Annotated in this window: 21 protein-coding genes; 12 read left to right on the forward strand and 9 right to left on the reverse strand. The window is 53.7% G+C overall.

Features of this window, described 5'->3' with window-relative positions; all coding sequences use genetic code 11:
• Nucleotides 1–383: 383 nt before the first annotated feature.
• The 3 genes from ACLK1G_RS11925 to ACLK1G_RS11935 form a co-directional block, all read right to left on the reverse strand.
• Entirely contained in the window at nucleotides 384–1,499 is a 1,116-nt protein-coding gene (locus tag ACLK1G_RS11925) for a hypothetical protein (RefSeq protein WP_420765605.1), read from the reverse strand.
• Between the two features lie 753 nt (nucleotides 1,500–2,252).
• A complete protein-coding gene (locus ACLK1G_RS11930; RefSeq protein WP_420765606.1) occupies nucleotides 2,253–2,897 on the reverse strand; it encodes a hypothetical protein in 645 nt (214 codons plus the stop codon).
• Nucleotides 2,884–4,119 carry a hypothetical protein gene (locus ACLK1G_RS11935; protein WP_420765607.1) on the reverse strand — a complete coding sequence of 412 codons (1,236 nt, stop codon included), beginning with the start codon at nucleotides 4,117–4,119 and terminating at the stop codon, nucleotides 2,884–2,886. The genes ACLK1G_RS11930 and ACLK1G_RS11935 overlap by 14 nt, the downstream gene beginning before the upstream one ends.
• 469 nt (nucleotides 4,120–4,588) lie before the next feature.
• On the opposite strand from ACLK1G_RS11935, the gene ACLK1G_RS11940 reads away from it, so the two are divergent.
• The 3 genes from ACLK1G_RS11940 to ACLK1G_RS11950 all read left to right on the forward strand — a co-directional run bounded on the left by ACLK1G_RS11940 (nucleotide 4,589) and on the right by ACLK1G_RS11950 (nucleotide 7,489).
• The gene (locus tag ACLK1G_RS11940) at nucleotides 4,589–4,972 is read left to right on the forward strand and encodes a nucleotide pyrophosphohydrolase (protein WP_120731560.1); all 384 of its coding nucleotides are present in this window, start codon (nucleotides 4,589–4,591) and stop codon (nucleotides 4,970–4,972) included.
• 24 nt (nucleotides 4,973–4,996) lie between these two features.
• Nucleotides 4,997–6,865, forward strand: coding sequence for a DNA/RNA helicase domain-containing protein (locus ACLK1G_RS11945; RefSeq protein ID WP_420765608.1), 1,869 nt, complete (start codon nucleotides 4,997–4,999; stop codon nucleotides 6,863–6,865).
• Nucleotides 6,866–7,288: 423 nt separating this feature from the next.
• Nucleotides 7,289–7,489: a hypothetical protein gene (locus tag ACLK1G_RS11950; RefSeq protein ID WP_420765609.1), complete on the forward strand. Its 201-nt coding sequence runs from the start codon at nucleotides 7,289–7,291 to the stop codon at nucleotides 7,487–7,489.
• A gap of 122 nt (nucleotides 7,490–7,611) precedes the next feature.
• Here the strand turns inward: ACLK1G_RS11950 and ACLK1G_RS11955 are convergent, their stop codons facing one another.
• The 3 genes from ACLK1G_RS11955 to ACLK1G_RS11965 form a co-directional block, all read right to left on the reverse strand.
• Nucleotides 7,612–8,613, reverse strand: coding sequence for a quinone oxidoreductase family protein (locus tag ACLK1G_RS11955; protein WP_420765610.1), 1,002 nt, complete (start codon nucleotides 8,611–8,613; stop codon nucleotides 7,612–7,614).
• A 110-nt stretch (nucleotides 8,614–8,723) separates the two neighbouring features.
• On the reverse strand, nucleotides 8,724–9,692 hold the full coding sequence (locus ACLK1G_RS11960) for an alpha/beta fold hydrolase (RefSeq protein WP_420765611.1): 969 nt from the start codon (nucleotides 9,690–9,692) through the stop codon (nucleotides 8,724–8,726).
• Nucleotides 9,693–9,764: 72 nt separating this feature from the next.
• Nucleotides 9,765–10,409 (reverse strand): glutathione S-transferase, encoded by a 645-nt coding sequence (locus tag ACLK1G_RS11965; protein ID WP_420765612.1) that lies wholly within the window; start codon nucleotides 10,407–10,409, stop codon nucleotides 9,765–9,767.
• Between the two features lie 118 nt (nucleotides 10,410–10,527).
• Between ACLK1G_RS11965 and ACLK1G_RS11970 the strand changes: the two genes are divergently transcribed.
• Nucleotides 10,528–11,070, forward strand: a complete 543-nt coding sequence (locus ACLK1G_RS11970) for a TetR/AcrR family transcriptional regulator (RefSeq protein ID WP_420765613.1) — start codon at nucleotides 10,528–10,530, stop codon at nucleotides 11,068–11,070.
• A 135-nt stretch (nucleotides 11,071–11,205) separates the two neighbouring features.
• On the opposite strand, the gene ACLK1G_RS11975 is transcribed toward ACLK1G_RS11970, so the two are convergent.
• A complete protein-coding gene (locus tag ACLK1G_RS11975; protein ID WP_420765614.1) occupies nucleotides 11,206–11,754 on the reverse strand; it encodes a nuclear transport factor 2 family protein in 549 nt (182 codons plus the stop codon).
• A 66-nt stretch (nucleotides 11,755–11,820) separates the two neighbouring features.
• Nucleotides 11,821–12,255 (reverse strand): MarR family winged helix-turn-helix transcriptional regulator, encoded by a 435-nt coding sequence (locus ACLK1G_RS11980; RefSeq protein WP_420765615.1) that lies wholly within the window; start codon nucleotides 12,253–12,255, stop codon nucleotides 11,821–11,823.
• Nucleotides 12,256–12,412: 157 nt separating this feature from the next.
• On the opposite strand from ACLK1G_RS11980, the gene ACLK1G_RS11985 reads away from it, so the two are divergent.
• Entirely contained in the window at nucleotides 12,413–13,048 is a 636-nt protein-coding gene (locus ACLK1G_RS11985) for a glutathione S-transferase family protein (RefSeq protein ID WP_420765616.1), read from the forward strand.
• Nucleotides 13,049–13,228: 180 nt separating this feature from the next.
• Nucleotides 13,229–14,110 (forward strand): NmrA family NAD(P)-binding protein, encoded by an 882-nt coding sequence (locus tag ACLK1G_RS11990; RefSeq protein WP_420765617.1) that lies wholly within the window; start codon nucleotides 13,229–13,231, stop codon nucleotides 14,108–14,110.
• Nucleotides 14,111–14,241: 131 nt separating this feature from the next.
• Here the strand turns inward: ACLK1G_RS11990 and ACLK1G_RS11995 are convergent, their stop codons facing one another.
• Entirely contained in the window at nucleotides 14,242–15,126 is an 885-nt protein-coding gene (locus ACLK1G_RS11995; protein ID WP_420765618.1) for a LysR substrate-binding domain-containing protein, read from the reverse strand.
• A gap of 111 nt (nucleotides 15,127–15,237) precedes the next feature.
• Here ACLK1G_RS11995 and phnD point away from each other — a divergent pair, with 111 nt between their 5' ends.
• The 6 genes from phnD (at nucleotide 15,238) to ACLK1G_RS12025 (ending at nucleotide 21,338) form a co-directional block, all read left to right on the forward strand.
• A complete protein-coding gene (phnD, locus tag ACLK1G_RS12000) occupies nucleotides 15,238–16,104 on the forward strand; it encodes a phosphonate ABC transporter substrate-binding protein (RefSeq protein ID WP_420765619.1) in 867 nt (288 codons plus the stop codon).
• A complete protein-coding gene (phnC, locus tag ACLK1G_RS12005) occupies nucleotides 16,101–16,898 on the forward strand; it encodes a phosphonate ABC transporter ATP-binding protein (RefSeq protein WP_420765620.1) in 798 nt (265 codons plus the stop codon). The genes phnD and phnC overlap by 4 nt, the downstream gene beginning before the upstream one ends.
• 1 nt (nucleotide 16,899) lies before the next feature.
• On the forward strand, nucleotides 16,900–17,718 hold the full coding sequence (gene phnE / locus ACLK1G_RS12010) for a phosphonate ABC transporter, permease protein PhnE (RefSeq protein WP_420765660.1): 819 nt from the start codon (nucleotides 16,900–16,902) through the stop codon (nucleotides 17,716–17,718).
• A gap of 204 nt (nucleotides 17,719–17,922) precedes the next feature.
• Complete coding sequence (gene psrA / locus ACLK1G_RS12015) at nucleotides 17,923–19,014, forward strand: iron-containing alcohol dehydrogenase PsrA (protein WP_420765621.1); 1,092 nt, start codon at nucleotides 17,923–17,925, stop codon at nucleotides 19,012–19,014.
• 114 nt (nucleotides 19,015–19,128) lie between these two features.
• Nucleotides 19,129–20,424, forward strand: coding sequence for an MFS transporter (locus ACLK1G_RS12020; RefSeq protein ID WP_420765622.1), 1,296 nt, complete (start codon nucleotides 19,129–19,131; stop codon nucleotides 20,422–20,424).
• A gap of 41 nt (nucleotides 20,425–20,465) precedes the next feature.
• Nucleotides 20,466–21,338 carry a LysR substrate-binding domain-containing protein gene (locus ACLK1G_RS12025; RefSeq protein WP_420765623.1) on the forward strand — a complete coding sequence of 291 codons (873 nt, stop codon included), beginning with the start codon at nucleotides 20,466–20,468 and terminating at the stop codon, nucleotides 21,336–21,338.
• Nucleotides 21,339–21,383: the final 45 nt, after the last annotated feature.

Raw genomic sequence — 21,383 nt, forward strand, 5'->3', positions numbered from 1 at the left:
TTCCGAACTGTATTGCGTGGTTCAGTTGTATTGCGATTAGCCATGAACCATTATGACTACCTCAAACCGCACTCAACCTGTCGGATGACGACCGGCAGCAACTGGCCGAGGCTGTGTAAAAACGTTTTTGAGCGAGTCAGCCACTCAAAACTTTAATGAAAATCGTGCTTCTACGCGAAATCCAAATCAGCTGACGTGCCGATAAATTTCAGATTTAACGTAGGCGCGCACACTTTAATTTTGGCGAAGCGTTTTTACACACTCTGGGCCAGAAGCGGACGCTTGACGACGTCCGCTTAGGCCACTTGATACCGGTGAGCGTCGGTATCCTACTGAGGTCTGCGGCACCAATGAAAGATGATCCAGCTGACGGACGCCGGAGTTTATTGCTGCCGTGCTTCACCGCTCTCGGCATCATTAATTTTCATCAACTTCATCAACTTATCAACCCTCGCCGAGTGGTCACCAAGGATTCCGAAGAGGAAGAAGTCACCACAAGCTTCATTGATCCGACGAATAACTCCCTCTATGACCGACCGTGTAATGAACATCGTGGGGTTAGTCGGAGAATCTAAGTTAGCCATCGCTCTGACAGGCTCATAATACTTATTGCCATCCGCATCGGAAATCAAATTATTCAAGTAATAAACGGCATCCACAAGCGTTAAAAAACGCATTAGCTCAAACCCCGAATAAACAACACTTTCGCCATTATAGGTTTCAGTATAACTTTTAGTGCTCGCGAATATATTATAAAGCATCGCCAGGACCAGCGAATCGTTGTTGCTAGGACGGTAGACCTTCCCGCCATTGCTCACTAGTTCAAGACTCTGGAGCTCACCGAGCGCCTCATGTTTCTCACCGATACCCGGCTTGCTTTTTGAATACCTGCGAACTAACGTGTAACTACTATTTACCATGATGGAGTAGTTGTCAAACAGCAGCTGACCCAAACTATCAACATACGCCGAGGTATCAATTTTATTTTTATCATATAAGTCATCAGCCGATATCACAACCCAGAATGCATGGTCCTTTACGGCAGAGAACCTAATCGCATATAAAAGCGGCAAATTATACCTTGCGGCGAATCGTCTGCGCTTCTCAATGTCTGATCTACTGCTTTTGAATTTAAACTTTTCAGTGCTTTTCACTTCAATCATGCAATTAAAGGCTGGTGCATCCATACTGCTCATGTTGGACAGGAATGAGCCCGCATGAAAAGTAGCCTGGAAGTCCGGAGTGATCTCATCATCACCGACAATTGGCGTCTGATTAAGTGGGGTTATTGAACTACAGCAGTTAAGCATTTTGCAGAGCAGCGCAAACTCATCCTCTTGTGACAAGCCACTGATAATCCTTTCCACAGTTTGAATTTTGTCTTCCGGGACAAGTTTTTTCAAAATCATCTCAAAAGTAGCCGCCGGGGCTATTCCTTTGAGCTCCTTGATACGCTTAGCCAACTCGACATCTGATACATCACGAATATGCTGTGTCACAACAGTCACCAATCCTTAGTCTTAGCTTTAAGACATATCTTGAGCTACGAGCTACCCTTCTCGTCAAGCAGCGGCCCCTAAAATATACTGGTCAACGCGGATTGTGCTTGTCGGACGCCATGAACGCCCCTAGTTTCGTAGACACCCTGACCTGCTGCTAAGGCTCGGAGTTGCCCTTCACGGTGAGTAGAAATCGGCCCAAAGTAGAGGTTCATGACGTGACCGCTTCCCCGATAGCTGCCGGTGGCGGTAGACTAAAAACGGCCGAAAGCGGTCAATCGAAGAGTCTACGAAAGTGGGGGCGATTCAGTCTGCGGATTAAACACAATGCATTGCCCTGAGTGTTATCGACGCACCCCGCTAGCTGTTTTTGGCCAGCGTCTCGGGATCAGAAGGTGATAGCTCCGTTCTTATAAACACGCGGCAGACATACTCGCCTTCCCGTGTGAATTTCAAGGTGTTCCGAAATAACTCATGGGAGTTAGCGATCCTGGCTGGAGAGTAATCGAGTTCCGTCTCAGCTGTGTTCACACATGTACTTGCGGAGGCACCTAAAAACCCACCTCCGGCGGAAAAATCAATTATGTGACTACGAAATGAGTGGGGGCGGTCTGCTAGGTACTGTGTTTAAGGAAGAATAATTGAAGGTGATGCGAGGATGGCAGTTTCAGTTTTGAGATATCCCTATCATCCTTATAAAAACAGATTTTTGTGCATCTATAGTTATAGATGCACTCAAAATTTTAAAGAAATTTACAATCCGTCTTTATTGTCTTTAGGGGGCTCTGAAGTGATCGAGTTTTTCTGAGGCTCCAAATATGTGACTTGACCTAGCTCCGTCAACAACTTGGAGTTTATATTTAAATTTCCATCTTTGATATTGTAGTACCAGATGGAGTCTTTATCCTTTCTGAAGGCGCAAGCCTTGGTAGTATTTTCCTTGTCTTTTAAAATCACCCAGTGGCAACTCTCCATAAACGTCTCTGAAAGCTTTATCCCGACTTCCTGCGACTTCTGGTATGATGAAAAACATAGAAATATTATATAGAGCAATAGTAGCAGACCAACTGGAGTGTACTGCAGCGCGCTTTTTATTTGATTGAAGTGGCTCGGAGCATTCGCTATCGCTGAACCTGGGCTCATAAATTTTGCTGTAGCCCATGTGGCGGTCAAAAAAACAATTATGATAAAAGTTAATAGCGACATCAACCTTAAATGGTCATAAAAAATCTCAAATGTGATAAGGCCGCCATCGTATAATATCTTGTCGATTGATGGCTGGCTGAATTCTGGATTAATGCCGAACTCTCGCATGAATGCACTATTTTGGCTTGTGCCAGCGGCATAGACACATCCAGTTATTAGCAGGGCACTACTAATTGGCTCAACGATTTTCATGGGATTTTCCTATCTCCAACACGTTGATGCCGAACTCGAAGCCTTCGAGCTTTTCAGTATCTACTTTTGTAATGCTTAGATTTAGACTCTTCTTGACCTCAGTGATTGAGTGATCTTGACTTTCAATACTTTCAGCTTGAGAACCAGCAGCCTTTGCAATTGATTTTAGCTTCTGGGATACAGTTGGGGTTTTGTATCTATCAGTAAATATGTCGCCTTTATCTTTCTTTACAGTTAGTGTCGGTACTGCCTCATTGTTAGTCAGGCTTGCTATCTCCTCAGCCTTTACTTGCCCAGTAAGTAATAGGCAAGACAAAACGCAAGCAAAAATTTGATTTGTCAGGGCGTCGCCAATGAGTGGTATTCTGCACCACATATCACCTGGAGACATAAATTCAGCTTGGCAGGTGACTATGTCACTCTTCCCCAAAAGTATTGCGCTTTCGATTAATTGCGTTAATTGACTTAAATCGGAAAACTCTTCGCTAAGAAGCATCTCGCTAAGGCTTTTGATTAGTGCGACATTTTGAAAGAGCTTGCCTACAGCAAGCGCATTTACACGATGACTGGTTTTTATTTTATTTGAAAAAAATAGTGACTCGCCATCTGTGAAAAATGGATAAATCAGGTGAAAGATTTTTTCCTTGTGATTGTTTAAGGACGTAACTGTTTGTTGGCCACTTGTAGCTTTTCTAACTGCGCCTGGTAGCTCAGATCGAGAGATTGAGGGCCCCCAGATTACGCGCTTTCTCAGTTTATAATTTAAGGAGGAACGCTCAAATCCTGGTGTACCATCTTTTTTTGTGATTGGTACACGAATGGGCACCTGATCGATATACGGAATAGTTTCGCTGCAAATTCCGAAACTATAACCATCATCCTTTTCATTTCGCGTAACAATGAGATCTCCGCACTTGATTTCATTCGCAAATCGTCTGATTTGACTTAGGACATTGAATCCAGATCTATTGAGTTTGCGGCTCTCTTTTCCGTCTGTATTATCGCGGAATTCACTGTATTTTTCGTTGGTTAATAATTGTGCTTTAAGAAATTCTTCAGTGGGTAACTCATTGGGAATGTTTCCGCCATAAGCTCTTTCCAAGTGCTCGATTGCGATTACACCTCCTGCACGAAAGTGCTTAGCATATTTCCCTTTTTCTGCACGTATAAACCATACGTTTTGTTCTTTGGTGAGGAGAGCGATCTTCAAATTTTGCAGCATGTTAAATCCCTTTAATTCAGGCTTATGTTCTTATCTAGATAGTTGGTGATGAAGGTGAGGTTAGACCTTTCCTACAATCGTATGGGCGGCATGATGGCAGGATGGCAGGATGATGGCTATGCAAGATGTGATGGGGGCCTCATGCGGGCGACGCGCACGATCCGGTCACTATCTCGAATAACGCGCGGTAACGGCGAGTGATACTCCCTTCTTTTCGTATACAAATTACCGAGTGATTTGGATCGCACGCAGCCGTTACGCCCGCCGACCGGCACTGGAAGACCTGTTTGTAGCCGGCCCACTTCGCCACGCTCAAAGGATAGAGCGAACGCTGGCAAGCAATTCGGCCAGCAGACAGGGTGTGAGAGAAAAACACAAAAAAACCCGCGCAAACAACGAAAACTCTTACAATCCAAGGCCGGATTTCCTACACATTTTTTGCCCCCACTGATACCCAAGAGATAGCCCTGTGAGTGACTCAGACAGCTCATCCGCGCCACTGGTTGACGTAGTGAAGCTTGCCGCATCCCTTCAGCGTTTCGCAGATGATCGCGACTGGCAGCAGTTCCACTCCCCCAAAAATCTCATCCTGGCGCTCACTGGCGAGGTAGGAGAGCTGTGCGAGATTTTCCAATGGATGAGCGATGCCGATTCGCTCTCCGTAGCTAAAGATCCCGAAATCGGCCTAGCCGTAAAAGACGAATTGGCGGACGTACTGATGTACCTGGTTCGCCTGAGCAGCGTGCTCGGCATCGACCTCAACGAGGCGGTGACACGGAAACTCGCCTCGAACGGCCAGAAGTACCCCGTGGATAAAGCCAAAAGCAGCAGCAAAAAGTACGACCGACTCTGAATAATTCCAATCTAAGGACAGCCCGTGATCGTCTACGCTGCGACCAAACAGCAATTTCTTAAAGACAACGATAACGATGACATTGAGGAGGTGATCCTCAGGCATTACAAGGAAGCTACCGGAAAGAATGTTGGCACATCGGAAATCAGGTCGTGGCAAGGATCCCTAACGTACATGGCCAAGGTCCTTAGAGATGAGGGCCTGCCGAGCGATGCAGGCCTGGCCATTGAATTGCACATTCCGCAGTCGTCGAAGCGAATCGACTTTCTACTCACCGGTCGCGACGAAAACCAGGCAAAAAAGGCCGTACTGATAGAGCTGAAGCAATGGAGTAAGGCCAACGCCACAACCAAGGATGCCATCGTCAAAACGGCGTTGGGTGGCGGCCTCATTGAGACCATTCACCCGTCCTATCAGGTATGGTCCTATGCAGCGCTGCTGGAAGGCTTCAACGAGGCGGTGTATGACAAAAGCATCGAAATCCGTCCGTGTGCCTACCTCCATAACTACGTCAGCGACGGCGTCATAGATTCAGCTCACTATGAGCCCCACATCAGCAAGGCTCCGCTGTTTCTGAAAGGCCCGGAAGAGCTCAGTAAACTCAGAAGCTTTCTGAAAAAGCATATAAGTCATGGCGACAACAAAGAGGTTCTTTACGAGCTGTCTGAAGGAAAAATTCGCCCGTCCAAGGCGCTAGCCGAAGCGCTCGGTGGGTTGATGAAAGGCAAACCCGAGTTCGTATTGATTGACGATCAGAAAGCAATTTTTGAGTCGGCGCTGGCGGCGGCAAGCGAGGCCTCGGACCAAGCCCCCAAGGTGATGATCATTGAAGGTGGACCGGGTACCGGGAAGACCGTTCTGGCTATCAATCTGCTGGTGAGGCTCACCGAATTGAAGCTGATGAGCAAATACGTCTCCAAGAACGCAGCCCCGCGCAAGGTCTACGAGAGCAAACTGGTTGGCACCATCAAGCGCAGCCATTTCTCGAATTTCTTTTCAGGCTCTGGGGCATTCATCGACACTGAGCCCAACACATTCGATGCGCTTATCGTGGACGAAGCTCACCGGCTGAATGAGAAAAGCGGGCTTTATGGAAACCTTGGGGAAAACCAGATCAAGGAGCTGATTGATTCAGCGAAATGCTCAATTTTCTTCATTGATGAAGACCAGCGTGTAACCTTGAGCGATATCGGCAGCAAGCAGGCGATACGCGCCTTTGCAAAAGCCAAGGGTGCTGTGGTTGAAGAACACGTGCTTTCTTCGCAGTTTCGCTGCAGTGGTTCTGACGGTTACCTAGCATGGCTGGATGACATGCTAGGCATTCGCTCGACGGCAAATCCGACGCTTGAGACTCAAGAGTACGAGTTTAAGGTGTTCGACTCACCTCAGGCGATGCATGAAGCAATCAACGAGAAAAACCACGGAAACAAAGCTCGTGTGGTCGCAGGCTATTGTTGGCCTTGGCTGAGCAAGAAAGACTCCACCGCTGCTGATATCGTCATTGGAGACTACAAACGCCAATGGAACCTGGATCAGGATGGCAGCCTATGGATCATCGCTGAGAACTCCATCGAGCAAGTTGGCTGCATTCATACCTGCCAAGGTCTGGAAGTCGACTACATCGGGGTGATCATCGGGCCAGACCTAGTCGTACGTGACGGTAAGGTAGTGACATCCCCGGATGAGCGCGACAAGCACGATAAATCGATTCGCGGCTGGAAAAAAATGATGAAAGAGCAACCTACGCTCGCGAAGAATGAAACAGACCTGATCATCAAGAATACATACCGAACCCTGATGACACGCGGGATGAAGGGTTGCTACCTGTACTGCACCGACAAAGAGACTGCGCAATACTTCGAGAGTCGGCTTAGCCAACACAGCAATCATTGACGCTATCGTTTGCTAGGAGCCCCTGTACGTGCGAGTGGGGACATCGTACGCGCAGGGGCAACAATCAACAGCGCGACCATTTGCTTGATAGATTCGATCCCGATTCGTTTATGGGGCGGAGCTCAAAAAGCACCGTCCATCGGAATCCAGAGCACGCAGCGTTCCAACTGGTATTCCAAGCAAGTTGACCAATAAATTATTAACTAGAAAAAACAGATAGATACCGACTTGTTTCAAATTACCCCGGCCCACCATTTTGTCTTCCCAGAAAGACCCAGAAAAGCCGTAAAGCCTATAGAAATCAAAGCTTTACGGATTTTTTCTTGCCCGCGTTTTCCCACCTAGTCCCAGGACATCCCACGGTTGACGGGGCATCTATGGGGCAAAACGCTCATCAGCTCGCTCGGAGAGGATGTGCCCCCAATGCCCCTGAAAGACACCAACTGCCGCAACGCAAAGCCTCAGGACAAGCCCTATCGCCTGTACGACGAACAAGGTTTGATACAGAGCGAGGACGGTTCTGTTGCGCGAGCGTTCTCAGGTCGCGAAACATGTGCGAAGACGGCGCAAAACCATGAAGTAGCAGAGTGGTTGGTTTATGAGGAACGCCGGCCCTCCCGATAAAACATTTGTTGCCAGCGACAGTGATGAATCGATAGTAAATATCAGCTGACGTCGCATGGCCGCCCCGGACGTTCTCGCGACACCAGCCCGCAGGAAAATTCCGGGGAGTCGACGTTCCAATATTAGAGGTTCGGGTCCAGCACAATGACGCCTTGAACTTCCCTTCGCTCCAATAACGCGTGCGCCAGCCCCGTTTCGCTCAAGGGTAACGTCGCGCCGATGACTGGTCTGATCAATCCATCTGTAACGCCATCAGCGAGGAACTGCAAAGCCTCGCGAATCAATGTTGGGCGCTGGAAGAATGCCGGCAGGTACATGCCGGCCAAAGTTTGCGCTTTGGCCATCAACCGACGAGGCGGCAACGCCTTGCCTGGCCCCCGCGTGGAGCCCACCACCACACAACGTCCCAGCATGGCGAGACACTCAAAGTTCTGATCGAATACCTCGCTGCCGATGGTTTCGAGGATCACATCAACTCCACGTCCCTCGGTCAGCTCAAGCACGCGTTCCGGCCACTGAGGAGTGTCGTAGCTAATGGCATAGTCGGCCCCAAGACCGCGCACGAATGCGCGTCGGCTTTCAGTGCTGGCCGTACCGAAAATTGTCTTTGCGCCCATGGCTTTAGCAATCTGCACAGCCAGACTGCCAACCCCCCCGGCGGCGCCTTGAATCAAAACGCTTTCACCAGACTGTAAATGCGCGCATGTGCGTAGAGCTAGAAACGCAGTCACTCCCTGACAAGGTAAACCCGCCATGGCGACGTCGTTTGCTGACTCATCCAGCGTTACCAGCATGTCAGCACGAGCAATAGCCTGTTGTGCGTATGCGCCTTTAGGCATCAAGGCCATGACTTTGCGCCCGACAATGCCAAGGTCAACGCCCTCCCCTCTCTGCGAAACGCGTCCGACGACCTGAAGTCCGGCGACATGCGGCAGCGTGACACCTCCAACGCGTGTTTCGGGCCGGTTATACATGCCCAACCGCTCACGAATATCTGGAAAATTCACCCCGATCGCAGAGGTGTCTATCAACACCTCTCCGCCCCCCGGCGTGGGCGTTGGCAAGTCGACGTAATCGAGTACTTCGGGCCCGCCGAAGCTACGGAACTGAATCGCTTTCATCATCTGAGGTCCTGGATTCTTAGCACGTCAGATCTGTGAACGCAGGCCTGACTTGGAGGCTGATCGGAGGCGCGGTATGTGCTGCCGAGCAAATCGCCACAGCATTGTTTCGGCTATTTCACCCCATTGAGAAACAGCGTGGCGTGTCTCAAAAACAGATCCGGGTATTGATAGATCGCGCCATGGTTTGAATCCGGGTAGATCACCAGTTGGGCGTTGGGCAAAGTCTGCTGCAAGGTCACGTCATTGGCCGTATAGAAGACAATGTCATGGCTACCGGCGACTATTAACGTCGGTTGCTTGATGCTTTTCAGATAATCATCGGCATTGTCGGCCGGTACTCCCCAGGCCGCGATGGCGGCTGCTTGTGCGGGTGCAGTCTTGCTATCGACATCGACATCGCGATTGACCTTACGTGAGCGCAGACGGGTAAGGAACTCATGTCCGGCGGCCTGGCTTTCAGCGGTCTGGGTAAAGAAAACGTCCAGCAGCAGTTCATCCGGTACGGCTCGTTTTTTTGCCAGATAGCCCTGGAATTCCGGCGTCAGCGATTCCATACCAACTCCACCGCGAGGTGATGAGCCAACCAGAATCAGGCGACGTACGAGGTTCGGATGATCAAGCGTCACTTGCTGTGCGATCAGACTGCCCATGGAAAAGCCCAGCAAGTCAGCCTTTTTCACGTTCAGTGCCTGGAGCAGGCCGACGGCATATTTGGCCATGCCTTCGATAGTGTTCGGCACTTCACCGCCGGAACTGGCGACGCCGGCATTGTCGAAGAGGATAATTTCCCGATCACGGGCAAAACCGTCGATGACTTTAGGATCCCAGCTGTCCAGGTTGCCAACGAAATGCTGGAGAAATACCAGTGGCACGCCACTGGGTTTGCCGAAGCGACGATATGCCAGGCGCACGCCGTCGACTTCGATGAACCGCGTAGGAGCGGTTTGATGGGTGTAGCTTTGAGCAGCTTTGTCTGCGGGGGTGGTGCTCGCCTGAACGGTCAGTGTCGAGCACGTAGCCGTCAGCGCGACGATGGCCAGGGTATGGCGCAACGCCCATCGGGTGTTGAGAACGGTCATGTAGAAATACCTGACAAAGACGAGTTGGTTTAGGGTCCGTCCTGACTGATTGCCGGTCGGGACGGAGCAGGATCAGACCGGATTTTTTACACTTGGACGTTGCTGCACGTTTGTCTGCCATGCCAACAGCGCGCTGCATTGATCGGGAATCGCAATACTCGCGAAACCGGCGAAAATAAGCCCAGCAAATACCGTGATGTCGGCCATGGAAAAATGCTCGCCAGCGATATAGGGCTGGCTACGCAACACCTGATCGAAGTAGTGCATCCCAGCCACCGCTTTGTTGCGTTGACGGTTACCCCATTCGATACGACCTTCCCATTCAGGACTCTTATATGGCTGAAGTGCGGCACCGAGCCCCGGCGTGGCGTGGTGGAAGTAATAGCCGACCGGATCCGCCAGCTCGGACTCCGCGCGCTTTTGCATCATGTGGATAATGGCCTTTTCCTTCGGCGTCTTGCCGGTGAGAATCGGGTTGCCGTCCAGATTGTCCAGATACTCGGTGATTGCGGTACATTCGGAAATGTTGGTGCCGTCATCCAATTGCAGAACTGGGACGGTCCCCAGAGGGTTGATCGCCAGGAACGCGGGTTGCTTGTGTTCCGCTGCGGGCAGGTCGATCTTGATGAACTCTATTTGCGAGCCCAGGCCTTTTTCGGCCAGAACGATACGAATGCGCAGCGGGTTAGGAAAACCAGGAATATCAAAAATCTTCATACGAGCTCCATACTATCTATCTACCTATCGATAGGTATAAGCTACGGCAAGAATATTTTCACTGTCAACGTCTATCTATCGATAGAAAGGTAAAGTTGTGACGACGGATACGCGAGAAATGATCATGGCGGCTGCCCGAAAAATGGTGCAGACCCGAGGCTACAACGGCTTGAGCTTTCGTGAACTGGCCAAAGAGGTCGGCATCAAGAGCGCGAGCATTCACTACCACTTCCCTACCAAAGGTGACTTGGGTGCGGCTTTGGCCAAACGTTACACCGAGGATGGTCTTGAGTACCTTGATGGTCTACGCGCCCATTCCGAAGATCTGAATGTGTGGATGAAGGGTTACACCGACGTATTTCGCATGGCACTGGTCAATGACAATCGCATGTGCCTGTGCGGGATCATGGCTGCCGAATACGATGACTTACCACCAGAGGTGAGGACAGAGGTCGACGGCTTTACCGAACTGAATGTGCGCTGGTTGACGGAAGTGTTGTCTGTTTGCCGGCCACAGTTGAGCCTCGAGGAACGACAACATCAGGCACTGGCGATCTATGCGGCGGTGGAAGGAGCTCAGTTGATCGCTCGGGGGCGTGATGACATTAGCGTTTTTGACAAGACAATCGAGACGTATCGCTCGGCAGGTCTATTGCCTTAAGGTTCGCTGTCTTGTCGACACGCCTTGATTGAGGCGCCATACCTGCAGCGACGCGGGCAATCGCTGCAGGTACCGCAATGAAAATCGATCAGGTGACTAACGACGCCGGCATCATCTCCAGTTCGACGATGATTGTTACGCTTGCTTTAGCTGAGGCATATACGCGGCAAGTTCAGCAGGATCAGTTGTCGGTGGGTTGAGCTCTGTGTTGATGGTTGAACCGCCTATGAATCGTTCGAAGATTTTCCAGCCGTGTTCAGTTCGACGCAAGCGATCCATCATGGGCGAGTACAGCCAGATGCCTGGCAAATCACCGGGACTATCAATGGCCTGCCCATCTCCCAGCATCGCTGCCAACTCTGGCGTGGCGTAGCGCACAAGCAAATTCTGATATCGCACCACTACTCCATCCTCATCGACATCAACGATGTGATTGGTAGCGTGTCGGCTGACCCCTGGGATCAGGTATGGGTAGTCCTTCTCGAAAAACTGTCGGATCTCATCGTGCCCACGAATGGTGCCATGGAAGTGGTAGGCGACGGCGTCCGGTAGAAATGCATCGACCATGGCCTCAACATCCCAAGTCTCAAACCACCAATTGACCCTGTTCACGAAGTCGATCGCGCTGATTCGCTCCGCTGTATCGACGCCACTCTGGGGCGAAATTCTCGGAAAAGCTTTCATGAGTACTTCCTCATTTCAGGTAGGAATTTATATGTGCAATTGCACATCTGACCCGCAAAAAAAATTTCATTTGCCACCGGTTTGCTCAAGAAGCGAGTTACGAATGTGCACAGCTGCGGCCTCACCGATTTGATCCTCACGCTCAAGCTGCGCAGCTTTCCAATGAGGTTCAGCCTCCTTGAACTTCGCTCGTCCTTGCGCTGACAGTGAGAGTCTGATGGCAGATCGCGGCCCTTCGGCATGGCTAGCGACATAACCTTCGCTCTGCAGCGGCTTCAATGCCCGAACCAACGTCGTTCGTTCCATGACCATCACCTCCGCCAGTTCGGCGATCATGATCCCGGGATGTTCATTGATCAGTGCAAGAACGGAAAACTGCGAGACAGTAAGGCTCGCAGCAGCCAGATGCCGGTCGTAGAGGCGGGTGAGCAGACGCGCATGGCGTCTTGCGGCGAGACAATGACAAAGGTCGGCGTCATGGGGGCTTTTCATGACGCCCATAATATGTGCATATACACACCAGTCAAGTACAAATATTGAGACACCGAGACTTGCGCGGTGCCAACGAAACTCAGAAAGGTCGGTAAAACTGTCGCAACGGCCCCAGATCGCCCGTGTTCGCGGCATTCGCAAACCTAATTTACGAGGCTGGAAATTTATGTCCGAAACACGAGAACTCTACGGCGCGTCAACGGGGAACAGTATTCGAGCTGCGATCGCCCTTGCTGAAGCGGGCATAGAATTTACCCCGAGGTGCCTTGATCTGCGCTCGGGCGATCAGCGTGCCCCGGAATATCTGGCGCTTAACCCGTTAGGTAAGGTTCCGACGTTTGCCGATCACAGCGTTTCCCCCGCCCTAGTCATCAATCAATCGAACGCAATTATTCAATACGCTGACGAGCAGGCGCCTGGTCGGCTGTCGCCCGAAAGACCGAGCGCTCAACGATATAGGGTTTATGACCGGTTTTATTTCTTCGTTACGGATGTTATCGCTCCTAGCCACAGCGCTTTTTTCCTGCGCCAGACAGGGCAACAAGACGCCTCTGCGCCACTGGATCGAAGAGCGCTGGAGCACCTGCTGATGGCGGAAGCTTTCCTTGAAGGCGAGTACATGGCGGGCGACTTCTTCTCAATGGCCGATATTTCGGCGTTTACGTTTGCAAGATCGGTGCACGGCCAAATTGACTGGGAAAAACTGCCCCGTATGACACGCTGGCTGGCGTTGATAGAAACCCGGCCTGCAGTGAGGCTGGGTTTGCAGGCGTTTGAATCTGCGCCGTCGTTGCGAAAATAATCGTTCAGCGCCATGTCTTGATTTTCGCCTCCTGCAACAACGCCACCTCCCCCCTAAGGTACCGCTGATTTCCCCGAGCTGAATTATTCGCTGACAATGATTATTGTCATAATCTAATTATATTACGGCAATAATAATTTCCAACGACATGTTCGGTTGGAACCTAAGAGAGAGAAAACGATGACAAGCCCCACTATCCTCATTACCGGCGCCAGCGGTTTTACCGGCCGGAGAACCGTTGAGATATTGCGTGAGAAAAAATACGCGGTACGTGCGCTGGTCCGCACGAACGATGAACGAGCGGACAGATTGCGCCAACTGGGTGCCGATGTTGTGGTCGCAGACCTGCTGGACTTGAACGCAGTTCGAGCAGCGCTTGAAGGCATCAAGCGAGCTTATTTCGTTTACCCAATCGCACCTGGCTTGATCGAAGCGACTGCCCACTTCGCTCTCGCTGCTAGAGAAGCCGGGGTAGAGTCAGTTGTAAACATGTCTCAAATTTCGGCACGTCGCGTGGCCAAGAGTCACGCAGCCCTCAACCACTACACAGCCGAGCGAGTGTTTGACTGGTCGGGCCTGGATATGACCCACTTGCGGCCCACTTACTTTGCACAATGGCTGATCTACCCGCACTGGCGAAAACACATTGTTGAACACAGCGAGATTCGCCTGCCGTTTGGTTCAGGTCGTCACGCGCCGATCGCAGCAGAGGATCAGGCTCGGCTGATCGCTGCCATCCTGGAAAACCCGCAGCCCCACAAGGGCAGGACGTACCCGTTGTACGGTCCGGTGGAACTGAACCAACAGGCCGTAGCTGACGAAGTCGGCAGAGTATTGGGTCGTGACATCAAATACGTGGCGATAACACTGGATCAGTACCGCAAGGAGTTGCAGAGCGACGGCATACAGCCTTTCCTCATTCAGCATCTGCTGGAAGTTGCCAAGGATTACCAGCAGGGTGTGTTCGCCGGTGAGGATTCCATTATTGGCGAAATCACGGGACAGCCACCGATGACTGTTCAAGCGTTCGTGACCTTACACAAGGATCTGTTCAGCAGATAAAACCCTTGTCGAATTGCGATAAGCGATGCTGCAGCCAGACACCCGGAAGCCAACCTGCCTCCGGGTGTCACATTTCCAAAGGCAAGTATCCCCAGATGTGCACTCACCAACTATCCGCCTCAGGTGACGAGTCACTGAGCTCCGTCAGGACGTTTGAGCCGGGCCTGGTTTGCACAGGCCAGGAACGTCTCGATGACCTGGCTGCGGCGTTCGGCGAGGCAGTAAAGGTACGTCTCTGTATGCACCGGATCCCCTTCGATACGAATGGCTTTGAGGTTTGCACCTGGGATGTACTCGGCCTCGGACACAACACCCAGGCCGATGCCCCTGGCGACTGCTTCCCGTAGTGCCTCTCGACTACCGATCTCCATGACCATACGCGGCGTCACGTCCCGTTCGGCCAGCGCCCGCTCAAATGCCAGGCGTGTCGTCGAGCCTTGCTCGCGGCGTAACATCGGCTGCCCCTGTAGTTCTTCCAGGCGTACGACATCTCGCTGTGCCAGCGGATGCTGGTGATGAGCAAACACGATTACCCGGTGCCGGGCATAGAGCGTGGAGTGGAACGACGGATCTTCATGCAGGCCTGCGAGGACTCCGATGTCTGTCACGTAGTTTTCCAAGTCCGCCAACACCGAGGCCGAGTTGCCCACCCGGATCGACAGCTCTACCTGGGGGAACTCGCGACGATAAGCATCGACCATTTCGATGACGTGAAACGGGCCAACCGCCCCCAGTCGCAACTGTCCCCTGACCATTGTCCCGGAGTCACGCAATAAGCCATGCGCTTCGGCTTCAAGGGCCATCAACTGCTGAGCGATAGGCAACAGTTGGCGGCCAACCGTCGACAGCTCGGCGCGGCGCCCACGGCGGTGGAACAACTCCAGGTTATGCAAGCGCTCCAACGCCTGTATCTGCGTGGTGACCGTCGGTTGGCTAAGCCCAAGTGATCGTGCCCCCGCGCTGAAGCTTCCCTGACGGGCCACAGCCAGAAACGCGCGCAGCTTACTGTTCGACATCCATAGACTCCCTCAATACTTTTTCGTGTAAACCAATATTGAATCGATGGCATGACGGTCACATTACAAAAATAAGGTAAGCGGCATACCCAACCACGACTCGGATATGCCATGAAAATTCTTCGTAAGCTGTTTTGCGCTGCCAGTGTGTCCCTACCGCTGCTGATCAGCAGTGAAGTATCTGCCGAGACGGCGCTGAGGATCGGCCTGATTCCATCCGAAGATTCTCAATCGATGATCGAGAGCAGCCAACAGGTGCTCGACCAGTTGCAGGCGAAGTTGGGCATGCCCGTCAAGCCGTTCGTGGCCACCGACTACAACGGTGTGATCGAGGCGTTGCGCTCCAAGAAGCTGGATGTTGCTTACCTTGGGCCATTTTCCTACGTGCTTGCCAGCCAGGTGGCCGACGTGGAAGCGTTCGCCGTGGCAGTCACTAAAAAAACCGGCAAAAGTGCCTATCGCAGCCTGATCGTGGCCCGCTCCGACAGCGGCCTGAAGTCTCTGGCCGACTTGAAGGGTCATACGTTCGCTTTCGTCGATCCAAGTTCGACGTCCGGTCACCTCTTTCCCAAAGCAGGTATCGAGAAGGCTGGTTATCAGCCGGACAAGCTGTTTTCCCGCGTGATTTTTTCTGGCTCGCACGATGCGAGCATCCTGGCCGTGGCCAACGGCAAGGTGGACGCTGCCGCTGTGGCTGACCGCATTCTGGCTACCGCGACGACGCAGGGCGAAGTCAAACCGGACGAGTTACGCGTCGTCTGGAGCTCATCGGATATTCCCGAATCCCCGATGGTTTGGCGCAAGGATCTGGATCCGGCGCTGAAGCAGAAGCTGACCGCTGCACTGGCCGAGGTCAAGGATATTCCCTGGGGCGATCAAGGCATGCTCAACGGTTTTCAACCCACCCGCGACGGCGCGTACGACGTGGTCCGGGAGACCGCCAAGGTACTCGATCTCGACCTGAGCAAAATGAAATGATCAGGGTTCATCAACTCACCAAGCACTACGGGGACAACCCCGTGCTCAGAGGCATCGACCTGCAGATCGGAGCCGGTGAGTTCGTCGTCGTGCTTGGGCAATCAGGTGCTGGAAAATCCACGCTGCTGCGTTGCATGAATCGGCTGGCCCAGGCAGATGGTGGCGAGCTTCACATCGCTGGGGTCGACGCAATGCAGTCACGTGACGAGCGCGCCCTGCGTCGTCAGGTGGCGATGATCTTCCAGCATCACAACGTGGTACCGCGCCTTTCGGTGTTGAAAAACGTACTCACTGGACGCCTGGGATCGCTGTCGACACTGGCCTCGGTACTCCAGCTGTTCAGTCGAGCCGACGTGGAATTAGCGCAACAATGCCTGCGCCGAGTAGAGCTGCTGCACAAAGCTGACGCGCGCACCGACTCGCTGTCGGGTGGGCAAATGCAAAGGGTCGGGATCGCACGCGCACTCGCCCAGCAACCCAAGGTAATTCTCGCTGACGAGCCCGTTGCCAGTCTTGATCCAAAGACGGCGCGGCTGGTCATGCAGTACCTGCGTGATGCCAGTCGCGAGCTCGGCATTACCGTGGTGTGCAACCTGCACCAAGTCGATTTCGCAAGAGAGTTTGGCGACCGAATCATCGGCCTTGCCCATGGTCGCCTCGTTTATGACGGTGACGCGAGCGGTCTCGATCAACCCACGCTAAATCGTATCTATCCAGCGACAGGCGCGGATGACAATGCGACGGACATTGGATGCTCCTCGCCGCTGCGTTACAGCAATAGCTTGGGAGGCTGACATGCGCACTGAAAATTACCGCTGGATGGTTAAAACGCCGGACAGCCTTCGCGGCTGGGCTTCAACAGCCTCGCTGGTATTGATATTGATGGTCGTTTTGCACTGGAGTGCCAATGGCGCTCAGCTCAGTTGGGGGGAGTTGGCGGCTGGCCTTCCGCAAATCGGCGATTTCCTGTCTCGGTCAGTGCCACCCAACCTGGATATCTTGCCCAAGTTGATAGCGCCGGCTCTGGAGACCTTGCAGATCGCAATCTGGGGCACGCTCCTGGGTATCCTCTTCGCCGTGCCGCTGGCCTTTCTCGCTGCACGTAATCTGCAAAGCAACCGCTGGCTGTATCAAGGAACCCGACAAGCGCTCAACGTCATTCGCAGTATCAACGAGCTGATCCTCGCGCTGGTCTTTGTCTCCGCTGTGGGCTTGGGACCCTTTCCCGGCGTACTGGCGCTTGCCGTCCATGGCATTGGCATGCTCGGCAAGTTTTTCGCCGAGAGCATCGAAGAGATTGATCAGGGCCCTCTGGAAGCACTTCGAGCCACGGGCGCGCGACCGCTGCAGGTGATTGTGTTCGGGGTCATACCGCAAGTCATTACAGCCTGGATCGCCGTGATCCTCTATCGCTTCGAGGTCAACCTGCGCTCGGCGACCGTGCTGGGCATGGTCGGTGCTGGTGGTCTCGGATTCGAGCTGGTGAGCAGCATCAAGCTGTTCAAATACCAGGAGACTGCCACCTGCATCATTGTGATCACGGTGATGGTAATCGCCGCCGACATGGTTTCGAACCGCTTGCGAGCCTCGATTCAGCAGGGCGCCAGACACTAGCCCATCACGCTCGTCGCCGCGTTTCAGCCGGCGATCACGCCCTCTTACCCGACCTGATCCAGCGGAGTATCCCAGGTGGTCACGCACACCCATTCAACGCCTGGCAGTATCGGCCTGGCCGATGCAGAACTCGTATCAATCGATTTGAGCTCATGTAATGCGCCAGCGAACATGGCCGCACCTTCCAATAACAAGGGGAACGTCATGCCTGCCCACTTCCATAATCCGGTCGCCACTTATTTTGGCGGCGGTAGCTTGAGCCAGATCACTGCACTCACCGAGGGCCAGACGGTCGCCTTGGTGACTTTCCCGGAAGCCCGTGGCCTGGGCGTGATCGATAAGATCCAGGCGCTGCTGGGTGAGCGTCTTATTCATATCGTGGAAGATGTGCAGCCCAACCCGGATGTCTCGCAGTTGAGCGCCACTTACGAGCGTTTCTGGGCGCAGGCCGGAGGTTGTGAAACCGTGTTGGCGGTGGGAGGGGGCAGTGCGATCGATACCGCCAAGGCTCTGATCGTCGGTACGGCATCAGGGCGTTTCGATGAACTGCTGACTTTGCTGGGCAGTGGCAAGCCCTTCACGCCGGCGCGCTGCAAGGCGCTCATTGCAGCACCTACAACAGCCGGTACTGGCAGTGAAGTGACGCCATGGGCAACGATCTGGGATTCAGGCCAGCAAAAGAAGTACTCGCTGCATCTGGAGTGCACCTGGCCCAAAGCGGCAATCATTGACCCGGACCTGATGCTCACTGTGCCGGCAGGTGTGACGGTATCCACCGGCCTTGATGCCCTGTCACATGCGCTGGAGTCGATCTGGAACGTCAACGCCAACCCGATCTCCGACACTTTTGCGACCTCTGCCATCGAAGACATCCTGGACTGCCTGCCTCGCTTGCGCCAGGACCTGTCCAGCCGCGAGCTTCGTTCGCGAATGGCGTTGGCAGCCCTGAAAGCGGGCCTGGCATTTTCCAACACCAAGACCGCGCTGGCCCATTCCATTTCCTACGAGATGACGCTGCGTCATGGCTTGCCGCACGGCATCGCCTGCTCCTTTACGCTGCCACACGTACTGGGGCTGGCGTGGGGCCGCGACGCCGCTCGGGACCAGACGCTACAGCGTGTCTTTGGAACTGACCTGGCCGAGGCCCAGGAGCGCTTGCGCAGCTTTCTCCATCACCTGGACGTGAAGACCGAGTTCACCGACTACGGGGTGACGGAGGTCGAGGCGCAGGAGATGATCCTTTCTGCCATGCAGGGCGCCCGCGGCAAGAATTTCATCGGCTCGCGGGCTGCCTGATACGTCGCTTACCCAAACGAGGGCGACTGATTAGGCCGCCTATTTCCTGTTGCACCGAATAAGAGTGCCGCTCTTCGACCACCTGGTTGAAGGCGTAACAAAAAGGAAAACATGATGAATCGTGAGCATGCTCTGTCTGGTCTCGCTGTGTCCGCAGCCCCATCCTTTCGCTTGGCTCAGTGGCGAATGCTGCTGGCGGCGATGTTCTGCTACCTGTTTTTCTACACCGGTCGGCAAACGTTCGGCTTCGCAATTCCCGGCATGCAGGCTGAGTTCGGCCTGAGCAAGGAGACCCTGGGCTGGGTTTCTGCGGCAATGCTGTGGGCGTACGCCATCGGCCAAGCTATCAATGGAAACCTGGCGGACAAGTTCGGCGGGCGCCGCATCATGACGCTGGGGGCTGTCCTCTCCTGCGCCGCCAATTGGCTGACCAGCTTCGCCAGCGGCATCGTCAGCCTCATCCTACCGTGGGGCGTCAATGGCTACTTTCAGGCGCTTGGCTGGGCGCCAGGTAGCCGTCTGCTGTCCAATTGGTGGGGAGTGTCGGAGCGCGGCAAGGTATATGGGTTCTACGTGTTCGCGGCAGGTTGTGCCTCGATTCTGTCCTATGTCACATCGGTGGTCGTGCTGGAAGTGTTAGAGCTCGAATGGCGCTGGATTTTCCGTCTGCCAGTGCTGCTCATGCTGGCCGGCGGTATCCTGTTTTACTTCATCGCCCGGGAGCGCCCACAGGACATGGGGTTCGAGCCGCTTACCGACACCGGCGTGGCAAACGCCGATGACAAGGGACAAGAAGCCTCGGATGAAGTCGAGACCTCGGCTCAGCGCTACAAAGCAGTCCTGAAGAATACGCGTCTGATCATCGCCGCCGTTTCTCTCGGGTTTCAGAATGCGGCGCGGTATGGCTTGATCGTCTGGGTGCCGGTGCATTTCCTGGGTGCCGACTGGAAAAGCGGCGACAGCTGGATCGATCCGAAATGGATCACCGTCGCGCTGCCGGTTGGCATGGCGGTAGGTGCGCTCAGCAACGGTTGGGTGTCCGACAAGTTATTCGGCTCCAAGCGCTACCTGGCCATCATGTTGTACATGTTCCTCGGCGCAGCCACCAGCCTATGGATGTGGAGCCTGCCGGCACATAGCACCGTCGGCTTGATCGCCCTGTTCCTCTGCGGTTTCTTCGTCTACGGCCCCGCCTCCAGCTTCTGGGCGCTGTGCCCCGATCTGGTTGGCGCCAAGCGCGCAGGCACCGCCACCGGCATCATGAATTTCTCCTCTTACCTGTTCGCCGGCCTGGCTGAGCCATTGATCGGCAGCATGCTGGACAGCACGGGCAACACGTCATTGATATTCGTAGTCGTCGCTTCTGCCTGTATCTGCAGTGCATCGGTCGCATTGTTCGTACGGCGCTGACCTAGGCTTAACCAGCGGAACTCACGAAATCGGTAATCGCCATGTATCAGTACCACAAATGGCTTCGCTCCTTTCACGCAGTCGCTCGCAATGGCAGCTTCACGCTTGCTGCTGAGTATCTGAGCGTGGGACAGCCGACTGTCAGCGAGCAGGTGAGCGCGTTGGAGAACATGTTCTCCGTCGAGCTCTTCCATCGTCGCGGGCGTTCCATCGAGATGACGGCTGCCGGTCGCCAACTCTATGCGATCACCCAGGGCCTGTTCGGTCAGGAGGATGAAGCCGTGCAATTGCTGCAGAGCTTCCGCCAACGAAAGGCAGGTTTGTTGAGGCTCGGCGCAGTTTCGCCGCCCATCGCCATGAGCCTGACGTACGCGTTGATGCAGCAGTACCCGGATGTGGAGTTGGAAACGTCTTTTTCCTCTGAACGGGAAACACTGGATCGGCTTTACAACTTCGACATCGATGTGGCGATCCTGGCGCTCTCGGAGTTCGATCATCGCCTGCACACACAGTTATATCGGCGTTACCCGATTGTCGGCGTGGTCCGCGAGGATCATCCATGGGCAGGACTGGAACAGGTTCGGATCGAACAGATTCGCGGCGAGCGGGTGGTTCTGCGCGAGCAGGCTTCACGTACCCGGCAGTTGGTGGAAGAGGCCTGTCATCGAGCCGGCATCGAGCTCGACTGCGCCATGCAGCTCAACAGCCGCGAAGCGATCGTGCATGCCATCGCTCAGGGCATAGGTATCGGTTTCGTCTCGGCGGTGGAATACGCGGAAACACCCGGTACCCGGCCGGTCACCTTTGTCGATCATCCGTTTCACATCGAATATCACCTGTGCTGCCTGGGCATTCGTCGTAACCGCCCAATGATTGTCGAGCTGTTCGAAAACTGCACACCGCCACCGACCTGAATGCCATCGATTTCATCACTCAGCCTGCCCAATCAATGGTGGGGC

Origin of the sequence: Pseudomonas algeriensis, assembly GCF_048847255.1 — a bacterium.
Taxonomy (GTDB): domain Bacteria; phylum Pseudomonadota; class Gammaproteobacteria; order Pseudomonadales; family Pseudomonadaceae; genus Aquipseudomonas.